Below are 18,222 nucleotides of genomic sequence, written 5' to 3' on the forward strand. Positions count from 1 at the left end.
TTTAATGTTTAATATGGGAGAAATAATTTATCAGATTATCGTGTGGGGACTTATCATTTTATTTGTAATATCATTTACACTATTTATTAGAAGATTGCTGTTGAATCAACAAGCACAAAAGAATCAACTTAAGGAAATTGAAAAGAAATTGGATAAATTAATGAGGTTGATGAACGGCTAATAGGTTAGGTTCATTTAACAGGAAGTGGAACTTTATATGGAATCATGGAGTCATATTCAGAAAATGAACTAGAGGTGTAAGATGAAACGATTCAGTTTAATCTCCATATTCTTCATGCTTTTAGGATTTCTTTTCTTTACAGTTAACTGGATAATAGAGGATTATTTTGAGCCTCTTATCCTTGCTGGATTTATTTTCATACTAATCGGGGCTCTATTTTGTTTTATAGCCATATCTAAAAAGGAAGCAGGAGGCACAAAATATATAACACTCGTTTCTTTTTTTCTCATTCTCTTTTTAGTTGTTTGGTTTGAACCCTTTCACGTTATACGAATGATGACTTGGCTTAAAAATGTTATTTAATTCCCACAAATAGAGGTACAACTGAAGCTATTTCTAGGAGGTGTTTAGTTTGAATCATCACGATAAAACGGAAGAAAAAAGAGAGCGATTGAGACAAGCGGAACTAAAAAATAATCCGACTGGTTCTCTAAACGATGCCTTAAATAGAGGAAGCAATGGGAATTTAACGGATTTAACAGGCGGTATGGGATGGAAAGGTACAGGAATATTAATCGTTGTTTTAATAGTTGGGTACGTTTTGTATAAATTGTTTTTTAACTGATTTGACTTAACCTCTAAATTTTGCTCTTTCTTTTTCCAATTATTTTGGTCTATTACCAATAAAATCTTCTTGAATAAAAACGAACGTTCGGCATATAATGAGAACAAACGTTCTTTGTTGAAGGAGAAGAGATATAATGCAGGAAGGTTTAGAAAATCGAAAAATTATATGCATTGATATACGGAGCTTTTTCGCAAGCTGTGCGGCTGCAGATGCTGGACTTGATGTTATGCATACGCCGATCGCTGTCATTGGAAATTTAGAACAAAAAGGAAGTATCGTGCTTGCGGCATCTCCTCTGATGAAAAAGAATTTTGGAGTGAAGACAGGAACACGGCTCTTTGAAATTCCAGACCATCCATCAATTCATTTAATCGAGCCGAAGATGGAGTTTTTCGTTAGGGTTTCCATGGAAATCACACGGTATTTAAATCAATTCGTTCCAAGTGAGTGCATTCATGTGTACAGCGTCGATGAATGCTTTGCTGATTTGGGAGGAACCGAAAAATTATGGGGACCAGTAGAAAACACGGTCAAGCGAATACAAGACGGACTTTTTAATCAGTTTCAGTTACCATGCGCAGTTGGAATGGGACCAAATATGCTGATGGCGAAGCTTGCCCTTGACCTAGAAGCGAAAAAAACAGGCTTTGCAAAATGGACATATAAAGATGTGCCCCAAAAATTATGGCCGATTACTCCATTAAGCAAAATGTGGGGAATTGGCTCGCGTTTGGAAAAAACATTAAATAATATGGGAATTATAAGTGTTGGGCATCTAGCAAACACATCGCTTGAGACATTAGAGGCTAAGTTTGGCGTTATGGGAAATCAATTATATCACCATGCACGGGGAATCGATTTGTCAGAGCTAGGTGCACCGTTAGCTGCAGGGCAAATTAGTTACGGAAAGGGGCAAGTGCTGTTTCGTGATTATCATTCCAAAGAGGAGATCATGACGGTCGTATTAGAAATGTGTGAAGACGTGGCAAGACGTGCCCGCGAAGCCGAAATGGCAGGAAGAACAATTCATCTGTCCATTAGTTATAGTCATAACGCGTTTGGTGGAGGGTTTAATCGTTCCCGTTCAATCGATGAACCAACAAATGCGACCATGACCATATACAAAGTATGTGAACAAATCTTTGATGAGTTTTATGATCACAGACCTGTTCGCAAGCTGGCGATCTCCATTACTAACCTAGAACCCGAGTATTCCATGCAGCTGAGCCTATTTGAAGAAGACAAATGGAAGGTTCGAGAACTAGGAAAAACAATGGATTACCTCCGAGGGAAATACGGCTCCAATGCGATATTGCGCGCTGTTTCTTATACGGAAGCGGGAACTGCAAGAAAACGTGCTGGATTGCTTGGAGGACATAAGAAATAAGGTAAGGCTGAACGTTTGCATGCGTTTGGTCTTTTTTATTTCCTATTATTAGAAGGACTTTCGAGTCTAGAAGTAGAACAATTATAAGAGGAGGGAATGAATGGAAAAGAAGTATTTTTCCTGTATAAGTGGAGTTTGCATATTACTGACAATAGGGATGTTTTTACCGCAAGCAATTATGTCTTTATTGATAATACAGGAAAATGGGGCATAGTAGCATTCCTTTTAGGAATCAGTGGAGTCATTTTCACTTATTTATCGGATGGGAATATATAATAGCAACGAGTAATCACTACTTCCATAATTAACCCTGCTAATTGTTCTATCTATTTGACCTTTACCAACTTATACATATAAAGAAGCAGTCACTAAAGTTGAAACTATAACGGGAGAAAAAATGATTCCAACAATAGAACCCCAAAAATCCATCGGACACTATATTATTTACACAAAAGAAGGAACTTATTTATTTAATACGGAGAGTGGGGAGTTTGGAAAGGGAGGAATAAATTTTCAAATGGAAAAAAATAAGGATGTTCATGTAAAGAAAACTTTTACTCAAAAAATAAAAGCATTTGTACCATATTTTTTTGTTATGCTCACTTTGGTCTGTTTATCCTATCTTCTTGTCTACAACTCTTCCTATTCGCCAAATGGTTATGAAATCGTTTCAGCATCAAACAATGAAATAACAATTAAATCATTCAATTTAATTGGAACTGAAAAAAGTATTCAAACAATATCATTGTCGAAAGAATATGAATGGAAAGTGGAAGCGATTGAATATCAGATTGAGAGACAAAAAGATTTCCTATGTTTACTTTTTTCGATGGTAAGTATATCAACGACTTTAATGGTTATGTATATGAGAAATGGAACGGGCATGTGGAAGGCAATCTTTCGAAGTAATCTTATCTTTTGTATATTGCTTCCTCTCACTTCACTAATCTTCGTGTGGGATGCAATTCAAAGTTACATTTCTTAATCAAACAAAAGGAGTGATAAATAAATGATACAGGAATTAAAAAAAATCGTAGAGCAATTATCGGAGCAGGAAGCAAAATCGCTGTTACTCCAACATTTTTTACAAATTCAATTGCTAGAGAAAAAAAGCTATTCAGAAAGTGAATTTGCTGAAAACATGAAAAAAGAGTATCAGAAATTGCTACAGTATTCCTCTAAACAGAAACAACAGCCTTATCATACAATACATATCGTGTTTGGGGATTCGACGGCAGGCAGCTTAAAAATAGCACTACCAAGTGATGAGAAGGTAATTCGATTTTCCGATTTGTTTTCTATCGGTCCCGTGAACCAACTACACACCAAAGAAGGACTTAAACAAAGAAAAAAGTGGTTGTTCTTACATATTAATTTGGACGAAGAGACCACACATACCTATATAGAAGAGTTTATACAAACGCTGTCAGAAATAAAGGCAATACCTGAGCACATACCAATTTACATATGGACAGCAAACAATGCCCATGAACAAATCGGCGCACGATTTGTTTTGCAAAACCTGAAAGAAAAGAAAAATGACATTCGTCTCCTTAACATTAGTACAGCTTTTCAACATCTATGGCCAAACATCATTCCAGTTCATACAGGAGAATTGGGACATGATAAATTAAATAGGATCTATAAAACCTACAAAAATGAACAGCCATTAACAGAACAACTCCGTAACAAACTTGCAGAAGAATGGGGAAAACTTTCGAAAACAACTGAAGTACTGCGTATTTGGAAGGATGACCAAATTAAAAGTGTGCCAGAAAATTACTTCGATACATTTATTATCGAGCAATTGCGTTATTTGCATAATAAACAAACGAAGCCCGTTTTTATGAAATCGGCACGGCTAATCGGGGAACTACTTGGGCAATCAGATCAATACGTTGGTGATGTATTTTTTGAATACCGAGTTCGTCAGCTAATTTTAGAAGGGATTTTTGAAATAGAAGGCGTTCCAAAAGCGATGCGTTCTTATAGCGTAAAATTAAAAGGAGTTTTCTAATGCCATTAGAACAAGAAGTAATGGGTTTGTTAATAGGTGGCTTTGTAATTGTTATGGGAATTGTAATAATAACAACATTATTGATTTGGTATAAAAATAAACATAAAAGTTATGTATACACTTGGATATTATTGCATCTATTACTTTTCTCAGTAGCCGTTTACTTTTTACTAGAGGCGATCTCCTTTGATACTAACCATCTAATGGCATCTGGAGAGATCTCACTGCGTATAGGGATTGCCGGCGTTGTTTGGGCTTTAAGCATGCTATGTTTATTGGTTGGTGTATATAAATTTTCGAAGAATTAATTAAAAAGATGGAAACTAGTGAATATTAAATAGGAATATATAAAATGAATTGATTGCGTATCATTTATTGGTAGATTGATACGGAAATAAGAAAGGAGAACGGAATGGACAATACACAGAAATTTGACGGAAAAGCTGTTGTTTATGCTAAAGCTAGACCTGGATATGCAATTGAGTTGGTTGGTCTGTTGTCGGATAGTGGTGTCGGAAAAGATTCATTTGTTGCCGATATTGGCTCTGGCACAGGAATTTTTTCAAACGTTTTACTTGATCTTGGATGCCATGTATATGGAGTGGAGCCAAATGAGGATATGCGGAAAGAATCTGAAAAGAAATTGGCACAGTTTACGACGTTTCATCCTGTGAATGGAGCGGCTGAAAATACAACATTGCCCGATAAAAGCGTAGATTTTATCACAGTGGCGCAAGCATTTCATTGGTTTAATACAGAGCGATTCAAATTGGAATGTAAGCGAATTATCAAAGAGAACGGGAAGGTTATATTAATATGGAACTCCCGAATAATGGAAAGTCCAATGGTAAAAGAGAACGAACAAATTTTTCGGAGATTTTGTCCAGATTTCAAAGGTTTCAGCGGCGGCATTGGATATATGGATGAAAGCATTCAAAATTTCTTTGGCAACTTTACCGTATATCGTTTTCCAAATAATTTACCATTTGATAAATCAAAGTTTATCGAAAGAAATCTGTCTGCATCCTATTCATTAAAAGAAAACGATGCACAATATGAACTCTATCTAACAGAGCTAAATAATTTGTTTGATAAATATGCTGTGGACGGTATGCTTCTTATGACGAACGAAACAATCGTATATATTGGGGAGGTTTAAGCTTCATTCCTCTTGCTATTAACATATTTGATTTATCCTAGTAAAATTTGGAGGTAAAATGGTGAATGATAAAGTAAAAGAAGCATACAATCAATTGGCAAATGATTATGAACATAATGTAGATACAAAAAGTCTATTTAACACTGAATATGAGCGACCTGCAATGATGAAATTACTTCCAATAGACGTAAGAGATAAGCATGTTTTAGATGCTGGATGTGCAGCTGGCTGGTATACATCCAAATTAGTTAACTTAGGTGCTGTTGTCACAGCAACTGATATTAGCCCTAAAATGGTAGAGGCCACAAAGAGGCGGATCGTAGAAAAAGCAGAAGTATTATGTCTAGATTTAGAGAAAGAGTTACCTTTTGAAAATGAATCTTTTGATGTCATTGTGAGCTCGTTAGTTCTGCATTATATGAAAGATTGGAGCAATCCTTTTAGCGAGTTTCTTCGAATTTTAAAACCCAATGGGACATTATTATTTTCCGTACATCATCCATTTATGGATATAAAATTATCCGAGAATGGCGACTACTTTTTCACTGAATATATTGTCGATCAATGGAAAAGAGAAGGAAAACTTATCGATGTCCCGTTTTATCGTCGTCCGCTACAAGAAATACTAAGCGAAACACTCCGTTATTTTTCTTTGGTGAAAATAGTAGAACCGCAGCCAACGAAGGAATTTCAGATGAAGGAACCAGAAAAAATATGAAAAGTTAATGAAAAACCCCGCATTTTTTCATTGATCAAAGCAGTAAAAAACAAAAAATAGCACGAAATAATGGATGAACTTCAAAATAATTAGTACATGGACTATACGGGAAAGTCTGATCAAATTATAAATTTAGCGTTAAACATTTGGAGGAAATACAATGGAGAAATTTGTTTTTATATTTGGTCCACAAGCAGTTGGAAAAATGACAGTAGGTCAGGAACTGTCAGCTTTAACAGGACTGAAACTTTTCCATAACCATATGACCATTGATTTGTTAGAACCACTCTATGGGTTTAGTCCGGAAATGTGGCGTCTGACCCATTTGTTTCGTCGAGAAATCTTTCAATCCTTTTCAAAAAGCGACCAATATGGATTAATCTTCACTAAAATATGGTACTTTGATCAAGAAGAAGATTGGAATGAGATTGAATACATGTGTAATATTTTTAGTTCGCAAGGAGTTGAAATATATTTTGTAGAATTGGAAGCTGATTTAGAAGAAAGGCTTATTCGAAATAAAACTACTAATCGACTGGAACATAAGCCAACCAAGCGAAATATTGAAGAATCCGAACAGCATTTACTTAGCACATTAGACAATAGAAGATTAAATTCCATAAAAGGTGAAATTAAAACCAAAAACTATTTACGAATTAACAATACAAAATTCAAAGCAATGGAAGTAGCCCAAATGATAAAGGATGAATTTTATATATAGAATGTAATTAGCTTCATATAAAAAGTAAAATTAATAAACCTAGGGAGGTTGAAGCAATGGTAATGCCAATGCATATTGTAGCAGTAGGCGGTATCGTAGAGGATGAACAAGGAAATATTCTTTTGGTAAAGACACATCATGGTGGTTGGGTATTCCCTGGAGGCCAAGTAGAAGTGGGAGAAAACCTAATGGATGCTTTAATCAGAGAAATAAAAGAAGAAAGTGGGATAGATGTAGCTGTATCAAAACTAATTGGTGTTTATTCCAATACAGGAATTCATAAATTTTACGACGGTGTAACAGATGTTCCAACGAAGTTAATGATGGATTTTATATGCAAACCATTAGGAGGAGAACTGGCTACTTCAGAGGAAACATCAGATAGTCAGTGGATAGCGCAAGAGAAAGTGCTTGATTTCTTAACAGCTCCAGCTATTCGAACTAGATTTAAAGCTTATTTGGAATTGGATGGGAAAATAAAATATATGGATTATGTCACTCATCCTACATTTGAAATAAAATTGAACAGAACTGTTTAGAAAGTAAATTAATCTGTCTGAAGATAGAACAGTTGTATATTATGAGCAGCGGGGATGTGGAAGAAGTGGTAAACCAACTGACGATAATGCTTATAGCATGAATGAATTAGTTGATGATTTTAGGAAAATTATTGAATGGACAGGTAGTGAAAAAATAGACTTACTAGGTTACTCGTTTAGAGGGGAGTTAGCGCTTGAGTTCGCTTCAAACTTCCTATACCTTATAAACAAGATAATTTTATCAAGTCCTAGTATGATCAATCTAAAGACGCAATATATGATTCAAATAGCTGGTTTTCAGTCGATTGCAGATATGACTCTAGTAAATAGGATAGAAGAAATACTTAAGAAAAATACCTCTATTGAACATAAATACAAACAAGTATGGGAAATTGTTGATCAGGAAACAATTGACCGACTACTCTTTGTAGATCCAGAGGTTGCTTCAAAATACCGAGAGTTAGTAATAGAAAGTAATTTACATAATTTACATAATACAGGACGGATGTTAACAGTTTTGCAGGAAAACTCTGTAACTCCTCCGCTATACGAACGGCTTAACAATATCCATCATAAGACATTAATCATCACTGGTGTTTACGATAGGAGTACAGGAATTCCCATATCCAATCTAATACATAGAAATCTTTCGAACAGTGAATGGATTTTATTTAATAATAGTGCCCATTTTCCTGAATTAGAAGAAACAGAAAATTTTGTAAGTAGCGTCTTAGGATTTTTGAAAGCCTAATACAAGTAAGAGAGGAAGTATTAACAGTGACAGCTTATGGAGAAGATTTATTCAAAGGGACGGCTCATTATTATTCACGTTATAGACCAATGTATCCAGCTTCATTAATTAGGTTTTTAGTTGAAAGATTTTCTTTGGATGGTGGCGGTCGAATGCTGGATTTAGGTTGTGGAACTGGCCAATTATCGTTCAGATTCACTGACTGGTTTGAAGAGATAGTTGGAATTGATAAGGAACCTGAAATGATTGATGAAGCAATACGCCTATGGAAAGAATTTAGAGCAGAAAATCTGGAATGGTTTACTGGCGATGTCGATACATATAAAGAAAAAACGGATAAAACTTTTCGATTGGTGACAATTGGAAAGGCTTTTCATTGGATGGATAGAGTAAAGGTACTCGAAACTTTAGACGAAATGATTGTTCCTGGCGGTGGGGTAGCGATTATTGATAATTACTCTCCAAATAAGGAGCAGCTGCCATGGCAAAAGAAAGTGGATGAGGTAGTGAAGCGTTGGTATGGAAATGAAAGAAGAGCAGGCAACACGACATATGCGCATCCGACCATTAGCCATCAAACGATTATTTCAAATTCCAAATTTGACTTAGAAATTCACGATATGCCAACTTACGAACAAGTATGGACAGTGGATTCTATTATCGGTAATATATATTCCACTTCTTATGGTACTAAACGATTTTTAGGTGAAAATGTTCGGTCATTTGAACAGCAGTTAAAAGAAGAAATATTGGCGATTGATGATACTGGAATTTATAAAGAACAAATTAATGTATCAGTCAAGCTCGCTGTAAAAAGCAAATAAGAGAACGAGATGGTGGTCTTACGATGGACATTTCAATTGAAAAGTTAAAGAAGCAGGATGCAGAAGAATTATATAATTTTGAAAGTGATAATAGAACCTATTTTGAAAAAAGCGTACCAAGTCGAGGGGAAGAGTATTATGATTTTGAAACTTTTCAAAAAAGACATAGAGACTTGTTGGAAGAACAAGAGAAGGGGATATCTTATTATTATTTAATAAAAGATCAAACCGAATCCATTGTAGGTAGAATGAATCTGACTGATATTGATAGAATCGAGAGTAGAGGTCAAGTTGGTTATAGAATTGGAGAAATTCATACTGGAAAAGGTATTGCAAATAAAGCTTTAAAACTACTATTAATAGAAGTTTTAAAAGAAAATATTAAAGAAGTTTATGCAAAAACAACAAGCAATAATATTGCGTCACAAAAAGTATTAGAGAAAAACGGGTTTATACAGGTTTCAAAGAGTAATGAAGAATTTATGATGAATAATCAAAATGTGAAGTTTGTACATTTTATTTGGTCAAATACCTTTTAGCATTTATCATTTAACAAAAAAGAAAAATCCAGTTATATAACTATGGAACCATTTCATTTGGAGGAATTAGCCACTACCGTTTTACCTACCATTCCAATACCTGCTTATACAAATAGGGATACTGTCAGGAATAAATAGAAAAAGTAAAAAATACCCCCTAAATCGTAATGAATTTACTATACGATTCAGGGGATATTTCTTTTTAGAAAAACACTAGATTACTTATCTAGTGTTTTTTTTTACGGATTTAAGTTGCTAAACATTAAAAGTTAATAATGCTTTCTCTCTAAGATGTATTCGTCTCGATTTTCTTTCTCAATATTGCACATAACCTAACAATGGTATATGGTTGTATTCAGCATAATGGTTCATCAACTTAAACCATTGAACGGATTACTGGAGGTATTTTACTGAATGAATAAACAGGAACAACTAAGTATGATCAAAGAGGATTTTATTAATTGTCAGAAAGTACTATTGGCAATAGGGGATGAGACCCGTCAATCGATCTTGTTAGTTCTAATGGGGACTGATTGTCAAACAGGATTACGTGTAGGCGAAATCACTGAACAAACACATCTTTCTCGACCTGCTGTATCCCATCATCTGAAGGTTTTACGAGATGCAGGTGTTATTTTAATGCGTAAAGAAGGGACAAAAAACTTTTATTATATTAATGTACGTACAGAATTAGGCTTATTAAGAACGCTTATGTCGGATATTGATAAGTTCATGCAGAACTTTTATAGAAATGATGAAATGTAAAAAAACTTTATTTGGAGGTATAGGCTATGAGAGCAATGGTTATTGATAGATATGGAAAAGTTCCAATGCGTTTGGAAGAAATGCCCACACCGAAAATAGGTGATTATGAGGTACTCGCAGAAATTCATGCGGCAAGTATTAATCCTATTGATTTTAAAATACGTGATGGGAAAGTGAAAATGTTAGTTAAATATAATATGCCTCTTATTTTAGGGAATGACTTTTCTGGTGTCGTTGTAAAGGTTGGAGCTAAAGTGACTCGTTTTAGGATTGGTGACGAAATATATGGACGACCACGTAAGAGTAAAATCGGTACTTTTGCTGAATATATTGCTATTCACGAAGAGGACATCGCCTTAAAACCTAAAAATTTGAGCTTTGAAGAAGCTGCATCGATCCCGCTGGTTGGATTAACCTCCTATCAAGCCCTAACAGACATTTTACAAGTACAAAAGGGACAAAAAGTTTTGATACAAGCTGGGGCCGGTGGTGTCGGTACCTTTGCTATTCAACTGGCCAAATTAATGGGTGCCACTGTTGCAACGACTGCAAGCGAAGCTGGTGCAAATTTAGTAAAATCTCTTGGTGCAGATGAAATTATAAATTACAAGACAGAAAAATTTGAAGAGATACTGAAAAATTATGATGCCGTATTTGATACACTTGGAGGCGATATACTCAACAAATCATTCGGAGTGGTAAAAAGCGGAGGAAAAATTGTTTCCGTTTCGGGTTTGCCGAATGCACGTTTCGGTAAAGAATATGGTTCTGGATTTTTGAAAACTTTCTTGTTCTCTATAGCAAGTACTAAACTTACTAAACTTGAAAAAAAACATAATGTTCAATATACATTTTTGTTTATGAAGCCAAGTGGAGAACAATTGCGTATAATCGGAAACTTTTTTGAGACTGGTAAAATCAAAGCTATAATTGATAGAGTTTTTCCTTTTGAAGAAGCTCAGAAAGCAATGGAATATGCAGAGTCAGGAAGGGCGAAAGGGAAAATAATAGTAAAAATCAGATAGTTGTCAAACGATGCTTAGAAAAATCAAAACGATAATTACCTAATCTATTCGTTCGCAAAAAACTCCTAGGTTCTTTATTTCCTAGGAGTTTCGCTGCTAAAGTGCAAGTATCTATTTTTTTACTTCAATAAAATGCAGTTGATGCCCTTCTTTTTCATAAATCGAGAATTCATATCCAGCATGCTCAATATAGTTATCTTCTGCTAGATCTGTATCTTGTGTGAAATACCAGCCGCCGATAGTGTTGACATCTGGGTTTTCTATTTCAATGTTTAATAATTTGGATACGTCCTCTAATAACACTTTTGAATGGATTATATAATGGTTATCTTTTAATTTTCGAATATCTGCTATTTCATCGTTATCGAATTCATCACGAATTTCACCGACGATTTCTTCTAAAATATCCTCAACTGTAACAAGGCCGGATGTACCACCATATTCATCCAATAGAATAGCTATATGAATACGTTCCTTTTGCATTTTTACTAATAAATTATTGATTGGTGTTGTTTCAATAGTATTGATCACAGGGTTTGTAAACTTTGCTAAGTCGAATGATTCTGCTGTAATTCGATTGCTAAAACCTTGCGTCAAAAAGTCTTTAATATTAACAAAACCGATAATATTATCTCGATCTTCTTCATAAACAGGATAACGTGTATAACGTTCTTCTGAAATAATCGTTACAATATCATTAAACGTTGCATTTTTTTCAAATCCAACAATGTCTGTGCGGGGCACCATAATTTCACGAGCAGTACGCTCATCAAATTCAAAAACATTGTTAACATATTTCAATTCATTCTGATTGATCTCGCCGCTTTTGAAGCTTTCTGCTAACAATAGACGAAGTTCTTCTTCCGTGTGGGAAAGCTCATGTTCTGAGGCCGGTTTCATCCCTATTAAACCAACTAACACACGAGCGGAACCATTTAAAAGCCAAATGAATGGATATAAGATTTTATAGAAAATCATAATTGGCTTTGCAAAAGCAAGAGTCACTGATTCTGCCTTTTGAATGGCAACCGTTTTAGGTGCGAGTTCTCCAACGACTACATGTAAAAAAGTGGCGATTGCAAAAGCAGCTCCTATCGTAAAGAAGTGGATATAATCCGTGCCTATCCCAATAGTTTCAAATAATGGATGTAAGATGAATTCAAATGTTGATTCGCCTACCATCCCAATTCCTAGTGCGGTTACAGTAATACCTAATTGACACGCTGACAAGTATTCATCCAAGTGTGTGGTTACATGCTTTGCTGCAAGAGATCCTTTACGTCCTTCTGCAACAAGTTGGTCAACTCGTGAATTTCGCACTTTCACGATGGCAAACTCGGTTGCCACGAAAAAACCGGTTAATATCAATAAAAAAATGAATATCGCTAGATTTAATATAGTCAATAAGCTGTCTTACTTTAAAGTAAGACTTCACCTCCTATGTGCGTCAGCCCTCATATTAGTGACTGCGATTTTACAGAGTATCAATTCATCTATTTGTCTTTTTACCCGTTCCGACAAAGGTTTAACCCTTTCTGAAGACATTCCTTCCTTTTGATGGAAGTCCACAGTTCAATAACTTTTAGGGAATAGTAAGGAGAATTCGAAGTAGAACGTTCAACTAATATTGGTATAATAGTGTAGTAGCATTAATTTTCAATCTATTTGACCAATTGCAAATTTTAAGTGTCGTTTGTTAAAATATCCAGCTTTAATTGGGATATAATAGAGAGCTTTGAGGTAGAAAGGGAGAAGGTTTTTCATGAATAAACAAATATATGTTGATTGGGGAGGACATAAGATCAGTCTTCAATGGCATCCTCACAAAAGCATAGGTCCAGGTGATATCGTGACAAGTGTTCATAGTTATTGTTTTAGCCAAGAAAAAGTTTTGTTGGTTGAAGTAAAAAAAAGAGGCTTTAACATTCCAGGAGGGCATATAGAGTTTGGAGAAACTCCTGAAGAAGCGATGCATAGGGAAGCATATGAAGAAGGTTATGTGAAGGGGAAGATAAAGTACGTTGGTGCAGTGGAAGTGAACCATGAAGATAACCCTCACTTTGTACAAGATGGCCCATATCCTCTAATAGGCTATCAAATGTTTTATCGAATGGACATAGAAGAGTGTCTTCCTTTTTTAAGAGAGTATGAAACAACGACCAGGATCTGGGTGGAACCAGGAGAACTACCTTATGTGATCAATGACCATGAGCTATCGCTGCAAATCTTAAATGAAGCTCTAGAATTGGGGATACATTACAAAGATAATCAAGGAATTAAAAGGAGTTAAATACAATGGAAAAAGATTTTCCTACATTAGAAACGAACAGATTAATCTTAAGAAAAGTATCAATAGACGATGCTAAAGATATGTATACATATTTATCGGATCAAGATGTTGTAAAGCCGATGGGGTTAGAACCTTTTGAAACAGTGGAAGACGTATGGGATGAAATAAAATGGTATCAATCAATATACGAAAAAGGGACAGGGATTAGATGGGGCATCACCCTAAAAGATTCTAATAAGGTTATAGGAAGCTGTGGTTTTCTTAATAGACATCCTAAACATTATCGAACGGAAATTGGATATGAATTAAGCAGTGATTACTGGGGCCAGGGAATAGCAAGTGAGGCATTGAAGGCAGTTAGCAAATATGGTTTTGAGCATTTCCAGTTAGAAAGAATTGAGGCATTAATCGAACTAACGAATATTCCATCACAAAAACTAGTAGAAAAACAAGGATTTCAAAGGGAAGGATTGTTAAGACATTATGAATTCGCAAATGGTAAATTTGAAGATTTGTATATGTACTCCATTTTAAAAGAAGATCTTCAACTTATCTAAAGGTACTCGATTTAATAGGAAAACGAATAAATAGATGGTTCTCCGAATATGTAAAAGTATTAACTATAAAGGGGTATATACATGTACAAATTATTAGAGGAAGACGAATACGCACCAAATTATTCAAGCTATGTAAAGTTAGTACCGGATGAAGATTTTATACAAACTTTAACAAAGCAAATGGAAAAAACGATTGGCTTATTACTCGACATTTCGGATGAACAAGCTCATTTTCGTTATGCACGTGAAAAATGGAGTGTAAAAGAAGTGATTGGCCATATGGCAGATACAGAACGAGTAATGGCATATAGACTATTAGCCATTGCGCGTGGGGATACTGCTTCTCTTCCTGGTTTTGAGGAGAAAGAATATGCCCAACACGCATCATTTGATAAACAGTCAGTAAAAGATCTTCTTCAAAATTTGAACATTGTGCGCCAATCAACCATTCACCTAATTAAAAGCTTAGCAGAAAAAGATTTACTTCGCCGCGGTACTACAAATAATTCAGAAGTAACTGTTCGTGCATTAATAGCAATTATAATAGGTCACGAGCTTCATCATTGCAATATTATAAGAGACAGATATTTTGGTGCTGCAGCGTATCCGGAAAACAAATGAATTAAAAAGACGATATCGCTACACAAAGCGAATATCGTCTTTTCTATTTTACCTAGCGGATTGTCCTGGAGGAAGCTTGTAAAATACCTTCCTTCAACTCCCCGACTTTATCTTTCTTTCGAACAAAAATGAAATAAGAAGCAATGGTCAAGCTAGCGATTAGCAAAGTGAGTAGGGCTTGTACACGCAATGATTCAATGATAAGCATAGCGACGTATATTCCCGAAATAATGATAATAGTTGCATACGTCAAGTAAGGGAAAAGCCACATCTTAAGCTGAAGTGCTTCGGGATTCTCCTTTTCCAGCCTTTTTCGCATCTGTAAATGAGAGAATGCGATAACAAGATAGACTAATAGAGCCACAGCCCCTGATGAATTAATTAAAAACAAAAATATTTTATCCGGAGAAGTATAGCTAAAGATAACCGCAACATATGAAAATATTGTACTGAATAGTATTGCTCGAACAGGAACACCTTTCTTACTTAGTTTTAAAAATCCTTTTGGCGCGTCGCCTTTCTTCGCCATCCCGAATAACATCCGAGAATTTGCATATAAAGCAGAATTTAAACAAGAAAGAACTGCAGTCAGAACAACAAAGTTCATAATTTGCGCTGCTGCGGGGATACCGATATAATCAAGAACCGCAACGAACGGACTTACTAGTATATTAGCGGAATTCCATGGTAATAGTGTTACGACTAGCGCGATAGAGCCAATATAGAAAATGAGAATACGCCAAATAACACTGTTAGTTGCAACTCGAACTGCTTTTCCCGGATGCTCGGACTCTCCAGCTGCAATTGCGACAATTTCCGTACCCATGAATGAAAAGATGACTACTGTAATTCCTAGCAACACAGAACCAATGCCAGTTGGCATAAATCCACCAGCGCCTAGGATATTCACTGTTCCAGGTGCGTTTACACCAGGGTACCATCCAAAAATGACACAAAGACCGAGAACAAGAAATAAACCAATGCTAATGACTTTTATAAGTGAAAACCAATACTCGAATTCACCAAAGGACTTCACAGAAAAAAGATTAGTAAGCGTCAATAAAACAGTTAAGATAAGTGCCATTAGCCAAAGTGGAAAATCAGGTATCCAATACTGCATAATAGCTGCTCCCGCAATCGCTTCAATCGCGATCACGACAACCCAGAAAAACCAATACAACCATCCAATTGTAAATCCTGCCCACGGTCCAATCGCATCACCTGCGTATGTTGAGAAGGAGCCGCTAGTCGGGTAGGCAGCCGCCATTTCTCCGAGCATTCTCATGACCAATACGACAATTGCCCCTGCAAATGCATAGGATAGAATTGCCCCTGGACCGGAAGCATTAATCACTGCACCACTCCCGATAAATAAACCTGCTCCAATTACACCTGCAATGGAGATCATACTAATATGTCGGATCTTTAAGTCCGATTTTAACTGCTCTTGTTGACTTGTCATTTACATTCCCCCTTGTGAAAGTGTTACTTCCCAGACAAAAAAATGTCTTGCCCCAACTAATTACGGTATCAAGTTCGTGAATGGATCTGTCACTTGTTTTTTATAGGGTGCATAAAGAACCTCCTTTTGATGTAAGCGATTTCAGAAGTTGATTGAATATTCTTTGAAGTCTTTACATACATCATACACAAGAAAAAGAGAAAATTGGCGGACATTTTGTAAATAGATAGATTACTAAATTATACGGATTGTTAAATTGCCGCATGGAGCGATAGCTCGGTTCGTTAGAAGTATAGAAGAAAAAAGAGATACAATTTGCTGTTTTTATTAAACTATACCAACATCCATTTTATTGTCATTAATAAATTGGTAAGCCATTATGGCCACTTCAAGGGCAAGTCGATTGGAAGGAGCCATAAAATCCTCTCCTAGTAAAGATTCTAGTTTCTCAAGCCGGTGGTACAAAGTTTGCCTAACGATAAACAAGCGATCTGCAGTATCTTTTTTTGAACCGTTGCATGCAAGATAGACGCGAAGTGTTTCAAAAAGATTGCTTTCCATCTTCTGATCGTAATCTAATACGGCTGATAAGTAATCTAGTACATACGTCTCTAATTCCTCACTATTTTTTAAAAGAAGAAGGAGTCTATAAATACCTAGTTTTTCAAAGAAGTTTGTTTCTGCTATCTTAGCATCATGAAGTGTAAGCACTTTTTTAGCTTCATCGTAACCTCTTTTTACATCTCGCAGATCTTCATAAACCATGCTTATACCAAAAGTGCACCTAGTCCCATCGATGAAATTATTGGATTTCATTTCCATAATACACTGAATCACTTGGGTAAAACGGTTGGTTTCATTTTTAAGGTGATCGGCTGCGATGAAGGAAGCAATAATGGCAATCTCATTTTTATAAGATGCAACTGTTGGAAAAAATCCTGCTCTTTTGAATAGAGATCGAATCATTAAAGATCTTTGGACTTTAATTTCTTCCCAATCTTCTTCACTTATACTTGTCACTGGCAAATTCATCTGAATGATAAAAATTCGAAAATGCATGTTACGGCTTGCTGATGGTAAATATTTTTGTAAATCGCCTTGTTCAAAATCTCTGCCATCCAATAAGTTCCGGACAAATTCATCTTCGTTATGTTGGTTCCGCTCTTCAATCGTACGATTGCGCAATAATATCTGGGCAATAGCAAGTGCAGCACGATCCAGCATAAGAAAGGTAAATTCGTCTGGCATCGTCTGTTTTAATTGGATGCATAGATATCCCCAAGTTTGTCCCAGTCCTTCTACTAGCATGAGAGCGAAGGATTGCTCATTGATCGTAAAAAGTATTTGTTCCGATTGGGGCAAAGTGGAATCTTCGAGATAAGTTCGAATAGTTTTTTCTAATTCCTTAGTTTCAGATGGGTAATAATATGATTTTCCATTATCAGTAATGAAGATAACATCCTCACGGAAAAACTGATGCAACTCTAATAGAATCTTTAAAATACCATTGGGAGTTAGAGACAAAGCATTAAATTTCCGTGAGAGCATATCAAGCTGTGAAAGCATTTGATGGTGTTGATTGATGATAAATGTATGAAGATCTTGGGTGATGTCAACAAACTTTACAGTATGTTCAAATATAACAATAGGAAAAGAGTGCTTGTTAGCAAGTTCAATGAGTTCTGTAGGAATCTCCTTAAAGTAAATTCCAAGCTCTATGCAAATACATGCGACATCTTTTTCTATTAACTTTTTTAAATATGCTAGTTGCTTAGGAAGGTCGAGCTGCAGACCACCACCTGTTGTAAGAATCATTTCCCCTCCGTTGATCAATGATTCAAAGTCATTTACTTCTAACACATGTGACCATTTCACTTGCCGCCCTAATCCACTTTCTCCCGCAATAACTCTTGCACATTTGAACGAATCACGAGCAAGCACATCCCTAACAGTCAATTTCAATTCATTCATCCAAAAGATACCTCCCCATAACGTAAAAATAATAAGGTCATGATTTAACATAGTGTAAAGTGACAAT

At 35.6% G+C, this 18,222-nt stretch carries 23 protein-coding genes; 20 read left to right on the top strand and 3 right to left on the bottom strand.

Annotation, left to right across the window (positions count from 1 at the left end; all coding sequences use genetic code 11):
* The first annotated feature begins 4 nt into the window (after positions 1-4).
* The 17 genes from OR571_RS17385 (at position 5) to OR571_RS17465 (ending at position 11,254) form a co-directional block, all read left to right on the top strand.
* On the top strand, positions 5-181 hold the full coding sequence (locus OR571_RS17385; RefSeq protein WP_282244616.1) for a DUF4083 domain-containing protein: 177 nt from the start codon (positions 5-7) through the stop codon (positions 179-181).
* 81 nt (positions 182-262) lie between these two features.
* The gene (locus OR571_RS17390; RefSeq protein WP_282244617.1) at positions 263-544 is read left to right on the top strand and encodes a hypothetical protein; all 282 of its coding nucleotides are present in this window, start codon (positions 263-265) and stop codon (positions 542-544) included.
* Positions 545-593: 49 nt separating this feature from the next.
* Positions 594-806 (top strand): DUF6366 family protein, encoded by a 213-nt coding sequence (locus OR571_RS17395; RefSeq protein ID WP_282244618.1) that lies wholly within the window; start codon positions 594-596, stop codon positions 804-806.
* A gap of 136 nt (positions 807-942) precedes the next feature.
* Entirely contained in the window at positions 943-2,196 is a 1,254-nt protein-coding gene (locus OR571_RS17400) for a Y-family DNA polymerase (RefSeq protein ID WP_282244619.1), read from the top strand.
* A 96-nt stretch (positions 2,197-2,292) separates the two neighbouring features.
* On the top strand, positions 2,293-2,472 hold the full coding sequence (locus tag OR571_RS17405) for a hypothetical protein (protein WP_282244620.1): 180 nt from the start codon (positions 2,293-2,295) through the stop codon (positions 2,470-2,472).
* Between the two features lie 121 nt (positions 2,473-2,593).
* Complete coding sequence (locus OR571_RS17410) at positions 2,594-3,181, top strand: hypothetical protein (protein WP_282244621.1); 588 nt, start codon at positions 2,594-2,596, stop codon at positions 3,179-3,181.
* A 24-nt stretch (positions 3,182-3,205) separates the two neighbouring features.
* Positions 3,206-4,213, top strand: a complete 1,008-nt coding sequence (locus tag OR571_RS17415; RefSeq protein WP_282244622.1) for a DUF1835 domain-containing protein — start codon at positions 3,206-3,208, stop codon at positions 4,211-4,213.
* Positions 4,213-4,521, top strand: coding sequence for a hypothetical protein (locus tag OR571_RS17420; protein WP_282244623.1), 309 nt, complete (start codon positions 4,213-4,215; stop codon positions 4,519-4,521). The genes OR571_RS17415 and OR571_RS17420 overlap by 1 nt, the downstream gene beginning before the upstream one ends.
* Positions 4,522-4,625: 104 nt before the next feature.
* On the top strand, positions 4,626-5,372 hold the full coding sequence (locus OR571_RS17425) for a class I SAM-dependent methyltransferase (protein ID WP_282244624.1): 747 nt from the start codon (positions 4,626-4,628) through the stop codon (positions 5,370-5,372).
* 61 nt (positions 5,373-5,433) lie between these two features.
* Positions 5,434-6,090 carry a class I SAM-dependent methyltransferase gene (locus OR571_RS17430; RefSeq protein ID WP_481900411.1) on the top strand — a complete coding sequence of 219 codons (657 nt, stop codon included), beginning with the start codon at positions 5,434-5,436 and terminating at the stop codon, positions 6,088-6,090.
* 160 nt (positions 6,091-6,250) lie between these two features.
* Positions 6,251-6,811, top strand: coding sequence for an AAA family ATPase (locus OR571_RS17435; RefSeq protein ID WP_282244626.1), 561 nt, complete (start codon positions 6,251-6,253; stop codon positions 6,809-6,811).
* Between the two features lie 56 nt (positions 6,812-6,867).
* Entirely contained in the window at positions 6,868-7,350 is a 483-nt protein-coding gene (locus OR571_RS17440; protein ID WP_282244627.1) for an NUDIX hydrolase, read from the top strand.
* A 13-nt stretch (positions 7,351-7,363) separates the two neighbouring features.
* A complete protein-coding gene (locus OR571_RS17445) occupies positions 7,364-8,101 on the top strand; it encodes an alpha/beta fold hydrolase (protein ID WP_282246272.1) in 738 nt (245 codons plus the stop codon).
* A gap of 26 nt (positions 8,102-8,127) precedes the next feature.
* Complete coding sequence (locus OR571_RS17450) at positions 8,128-8,925, top strand: class I SAM-dependent methyltransferase (RefSeq protein ID WP_282244628.1); 798 nt, start codon at positions 8,128-8,130, stop codon at positions 8,923-8,925.
* A 23-nt stretch (positions 8,926-8,948) separates the two neighbouring features.
* Positions 8,949-9,464, top strand: a complete 516-nt coding sequence (locus OR571_RS17455) for a GNAT family N-acetyltransferase (RefSeq protein WP_282244629.1) — start codon at positions 8,949-8,951, stop codon at positions 9,462-9,464.
* A 414-nt stretch (positions 9,465-9,878) separates the two neighbouring features.
* Positions 9,879-10,229: an ArsR/SmtB family transcription factor gene (locus OR571_RS17460; RefSeq protein ID WP_282244630.1), complete on the top strand. Its 351-nt coding sequence runs from the start codon at positions 9,879-9,881 to the stop codon at positions 10,227-10,229.
* 26 nt (positions 10,230-10,255) lie between these two features.
* A complete protein-coding gene (locus OR571_RS17465; protein WP_282244631.1) occupies positions 10,256-11,254 on the top strand; it encodes an NADP-dependent oxidoreductase in 999 nt (332 codons plus the stop codon).
* Between the two features lie 111 nt (positions 11,255-11,365).
* Here OR571_RS17465 and OR571_RS17470 read toward each other — a convergent pair whose 3' ends face one another.
* Positions 11,366-12,658: a hemolysin family protein gene (locus OR571_RS17470; RefSeq protein WP_282244632.1), complete on the bottom strand. Its 1,293-nt coding sequence runs from the start codon at positions 12,656-12,658 to the stop codon at positions 11,366-11,368.
* 358 nt (positions 12,659-13,016) lie between these two features.
* Between OR571_RS17470 and OR571_RS17475 the strand changes: the two genes are divergently transcribed.
* The 3 genes from OR571_RS17475 (at position 13,017) to OR571_RS17485 (ending at position 14,722) form a co-directional block, all read left to right on the top strand.
* Positions 13,017-13,544 carry an NUDIX domain-containing protein gene (locus OR571_RS17475; RefSeq protein ID WP_282244633.1) on the top strand — a complete coding sequence of 176 codons (528 nt, stop codon included), beginning with the start codon at positions 13,017-13,019 and terminating at the stop codon, positions 13,542-13,544.
* A gap of 5 nt (positions 13,545-13,549) precedes the next feature.
* Complete coding sequence (locus OR571_RS17480) at positions 13,550-14,101, top strand: GNAT family N-acetyltransferase (protein ID WP_282244634.1); 552 nt, start codon at positions 13,550-13,552, stop codon at positions 14,099-14,101.
* A gap of 81 nt (positions 14,102-14,182) precedes the next feature.
* Positions 14,183-14,722, top strand: a complete 540-nt coding sequence (locus OR571_RS17485; protein ID WP_282244635.1) for a DinB family protein — start codon at positions 14,183-14,185, stop codon at positions 14,720-14,722.
* A 52-nt stretch (positions 14,723-14,774) separates the two neighbouring features.
* Here OR571_RS17485 and OR571_RS17490 read toward each other — a convergent pair whose 3' ends face one another.
* Positions 14,775-16,184, bottom strand: coding sequence for an amino acid permease (locus OR571_RS17490; protein WP_282244636.1), 1,410 nt, complete (start codon positions 16,182-16,184; stop codon positions 14,775-14,777).
* A gap of 327 nt (positions 16,185-16,511) precedes the next feature.
* Entirely contained in the window at positions 16,512-18,155 is a 1,644-nt protein-coding gene (locus OR571_RS17495) for a PucR family transcriptional regulator (RefSeq protein ID WP_282244637.1), read from the bottom strand.
* Positions 18,156-18,222: the final 67 nt, after the last annotated feature.

It is taken from the genome of Psychrobacillus sp. NEAU-3TGS, from assembly GCF_029955155.1.
Lineage (GTDB): Bacteria > Bacillota > Bacilli > Bacillales_A > Planococcaceae > Psychrobacillus.

Coding starts and splice junctions, on each gene's coding strand:
- OR571_RS17385 (WP_282244616.1), top strand. CDS start 5: ATGTTTAATATGGGAGAAATAATTTATCAGATTATCGTGTGGGGACTT.
- OR571_RS17390 (WP_282244617.1), top strand. CDS start 263: ATGAAACGATTCAGTTTAATCTCCATATTCTTCATGCTTTTAGGATTT.
- OR571_RS17400 (WP_282244619.1), top strand. CDS start 943: ATGCAGGAAGGTTTAGAAAATCGAAAAATTATATGCATTGATATACGG.
- OR571_RS17405 (WP_282244620.1), top strand. CDS start 2,293: ATGAATGGAAAAGAAGTATTTTTCCTGTATAAGTGGAGTTTGCATATT.
- OR571_RS17410 (WP_282244621.1), top strand. CDS start 2,594: ATGATTCCAACAATAGAACCCCAAAAATCCATCGGACACTATATTATT.
- OR571_RS17415 (WP_282244622.1), top strand. CDS start 3,206: ATGATACAGGAATTAAAAAAAATCGTAGAGCAATTATCGGAGCAGGAA.
- OR571_RS17420 (WP_282244623.1), top strand. CDS start 4,213: ATGCCATTAGAACAAGAAGTAATGGGTTTGTTAATAGGTGGCTTTGTA.
- OR571_RS17425 (WP_282244624.1), top strand. CDS start 4,626: ATGGACAATACACAGAAATTTGACGGAAAAGCTGTTGTTTATGCTAAA.
- OR571_RS17435 (WP_282244626.1), top strand. CDS start 6,251: ATGGAGAAATTTGTTTTTATATTTGGTCCACAAGCAGTTGGAAAAATG.
- OR571_RS17440 (WP_282244627.1), top strand. CDS start 6,868: ATGGTAATGCCAATGCATATTGTAGCAGTAGGCGGTATCGTAGAGGAT.
- OR571_RS17455 (WP_282244629.1), top strand. CDS start 8,949: ATGGACATTTCAATTGAAAAGTTAAAGAAGCAGGATGCAGAAGAATTA.
- OR571_RS17460 (WP_282244630.1), top strand. CDS start 9,879: ATGAATAAACAGGAACAACTAAGTATGATCAAAGAGGATTTTATTAAT.
- OR571_RS17465 (WP_282244631.1), top strand. CDS start 10,256: ATGAGAGCAATGGTTATTGATAGATATGGAAAAGTTCCAATGCGTTTG.
- OR571_RS17475 (WP_282244633.1), top strand. CDS start 13,017: ATGAATAAACAAATATATGTTGATTGGGGAGGACATAAGATCAGTCTT.
- OR571_RS17480 (WP_282244634.1), top strand. CDS start 13,550: ATGGAAAAAGATTTTCCTACATTAGAAACGAACAGATTAATCTTAAGA.
- OR571_RS17485 (WP_282244635.1), top strand. CDS start 14,183: ATGTACAAATTATTAGAGGAAGACGAATACGCACCAAATTATTCAAGC.
- OR571_RS17490 (WP_282244636.1), bottom strand. CDS start 16,184: ATGACAAGTCAACAAGAGCAGTTAAAATCGGACTTAAAGATCCGACAT.
- OR571_RS17495 (WP_282244637.1), bottom strand. CDS start 18,155: ATGAATGAATTGAAATTGACTGTTAGGGATGTGCTTGCTCGTGATTCG.